The 1,958-nt window shown below is 63.3% G+C and carries 3 protein-coding genes; all 3 read left to right on the top strand.

What is annotated here, in order from left to right; all coding sequences use genetic code 11:
* Positions 1 to 633 (top strand): hypothetical protein (locus PZC42_RS20585; RefSeq protein ID WP_277213927.1); only part of this gene is annotated, 633 nt, incomplete at its 5' end.
* A gap of 406 nt (positions 634 to 1,039) precedes the next feature.
* The gene (locus PZC42_RS20580; protein WP_277213926.1) at positions 1,040 to 1,342 is read left to right on the top strand and encodes a hypothetical protein; all 303 of its coding nucleotides are present in this window, start codon (positions 1,040 to 1,042) and stop codon (positions 1,340 to 1,342) included.
* A gap of 91 nt (positions 1,343 to 1,433) precedes the next feature.
* The gene (locus PZC42_RS20575) at positions 1,434 to 1,592 is read left to right on the top strand and encodes a hypothetical protein (RefSeq protein ID WP_277213925.1); all 159 of its coding nucleotides are present in this window, start codon (positions 1,434 to 1,436) and stop codon (positions 1,590 to 1,592) included.
* Positions 1,593 to 1,958 lie beyond the last annotated feature (366 nt).

The following is a 1,958-nucleotide window of genomic DNA, read 5'->3' as shown; positions in this document are numbered from 1 at the left end:
GAGGTGAACCCCGAGGTCATGTGGCAGGACGATCAGCCGCCTGCGGGCGAGTTCGTCGACGACCCTCGCGCCCAGGCCCTCTACGACTACACCCTGTGGGCGAATGCTTCTGCCAACGCCTTCAACTTCTCCACCCCCGAGCTGCGCGCCACCATGACCCCCAACAGCAGCCCCCACATCCTCCACCTGTTCTCTCTCACCGAAGGTGACCTCCGATCGAGCGACCAGAAGCTCTACGAGGGGCCTGACCAGATCGCCGTCCTCGACATCATCGACAACGGCAACGGTTCGGCAGAGGTCGTGACGTGTATCCGCATGTCTCCGTGGTGGACTCTGGCCGGTGCCACTGTCCCGCCGGACGCCGAGTGGCGGACTATCACCCCCGTTGGTGACGAACTGGAATATGTCGAACCCGTCAACATCGGCAAGGCGACCCAGCGAGTGGTCCACGAGAACGGGCGGTGGGTCGTTGACAGGTACCTCTGGGCAAACGCGGGTGGTGGCTGCGAGGAAGACATCGACGTCGCCCGCGCCACGTACGTGCACAACAATGACCCTGAGATCCTCCTGGAGGTCACCAGCGACTGGATCGTCGACCCCGATGGCAAGCAGGGACCACGCCACTCGCAGTGATCCGGGGCGCGCGCAGGGCGAGCACGAGGCCGCCGTGACAGAGAGGTTCGTGGGGGATCCGGTTGTTACGCGCCGGCAGGACCGCGTCCGGGGACGTTCGTCGACGATCTGGCGGACGCTGACCTGATCGAGACGATGAGCGACAGCGACAGAAGTTCACCACCCAGCGGGCCAGTTCGGCACGTTCGCCACGCACATCTCTCAATCCACGCTTCGCTCCCAGTAAGGTCCCCTCCATGTTTCGTGCTGCCATGTTTCGTCGTGCCGTGACCGCCAGTGCGGCGGTGCTGTTGGTCACGGTCACCGCTGCGGGGTGCGCCCCTGAGCCTCTCCAGGTGCGGCGGAAGTCACCTGGGAGGGCGACCGTGCACCGGGTGGTGGTCTGGCCGACGATCCGCGCGCCCAGGTGGTGTTCGAGTACACCAGGTGGCTCAACGCCTCAGCCAACGCCTTCAACTTAGAACTGGCCGAACTGATGCCTCTGAGTACATCGGTGACACAGGACGCGACCAGCACCGCGGTTACCTGCAGTTACAACTTCACCAAGGGCAGTTTTGTGCACAATGATCAGCGGTTGTTCGAGGGGCCGGACCAGATCGTGATCGAGGATATTGTCGAGACCGATGGCGGGCTGATCGAGGTAAAGACCTGCCATCGCGAGTCGACGTACTGGGCACAGGCTGGCAGGGCTGGAGAGCGAACGGCATGAGATTATCGCCCTTGGCAACGGGATCGAACGCGTCGAGCGACTCGACTTTCGGCCCACACGATTTCGGCTCGTTGAAGTCGATGGGCAGTGGATGGTCGACACCCCGGTCACCACTGCTGACGAGGTCTGCGACCCGGGAGCGGATATTACCTGTGGTACCTACGACCATAATAACGATTCCGAGTTCTTTCTCGGGGTCACGGCCGACTGGCTGGTCGATCCTGATGGCAAGCAGGGCGTCGAGAAGTAGTTGGCGTAGCCATTCATTTCCCGTGCCAAGCTTGTCCTCCGTACGGACCGCGCTGTCGTAACCGCGTTGCTGGGGCTTGGGCCCGAGTAATGGACGCGTCGAATTCAGGCTGATCCTGGGGTCGGCGAGAATCTGTTCATGGCGAGAAAGGGCTACTCCGAGGGGGTCCGCCGCGAACGGCGTCGATCTGTACCGCAGCACCGAGGACGGTTCGATCACGCAGATCGTGATCAGCCTGGGAGGTGGTCGAGTCGAAGACACGGGAGCTCGCTCGCCGCGATGACGACGCTGTGCGGGATGCGGTGAGCTTGGCGGCGGTGCCCTTCGGGGCCATCGATGTCGGGGGTGGGCCTGCAGGTGCCGTCA

The sequence above is a fragment of the Isoptericola croceus genome (genome assembly GCF_029382255.1).
GTDB lineage: Bacteria > Actinomycetota > Actinomycetes > Actinomycetales > Cellulomonadaceae > Isoptericola > Isoptericola croceus.
Note: the sequence above shows the minus strand (reverse complement) of the source record. Positions and strands in the feature narration are given on the sequence as shown.

Coding starts and splice junctions, on each gene's coding strand:
- PZC42_RS20575 (WP_277213925.1), top strand. CDS start 1,434: ATGGTCGACACCCCGGTCACCACTGCTGACGAGGTCTGCGACCCGGGA.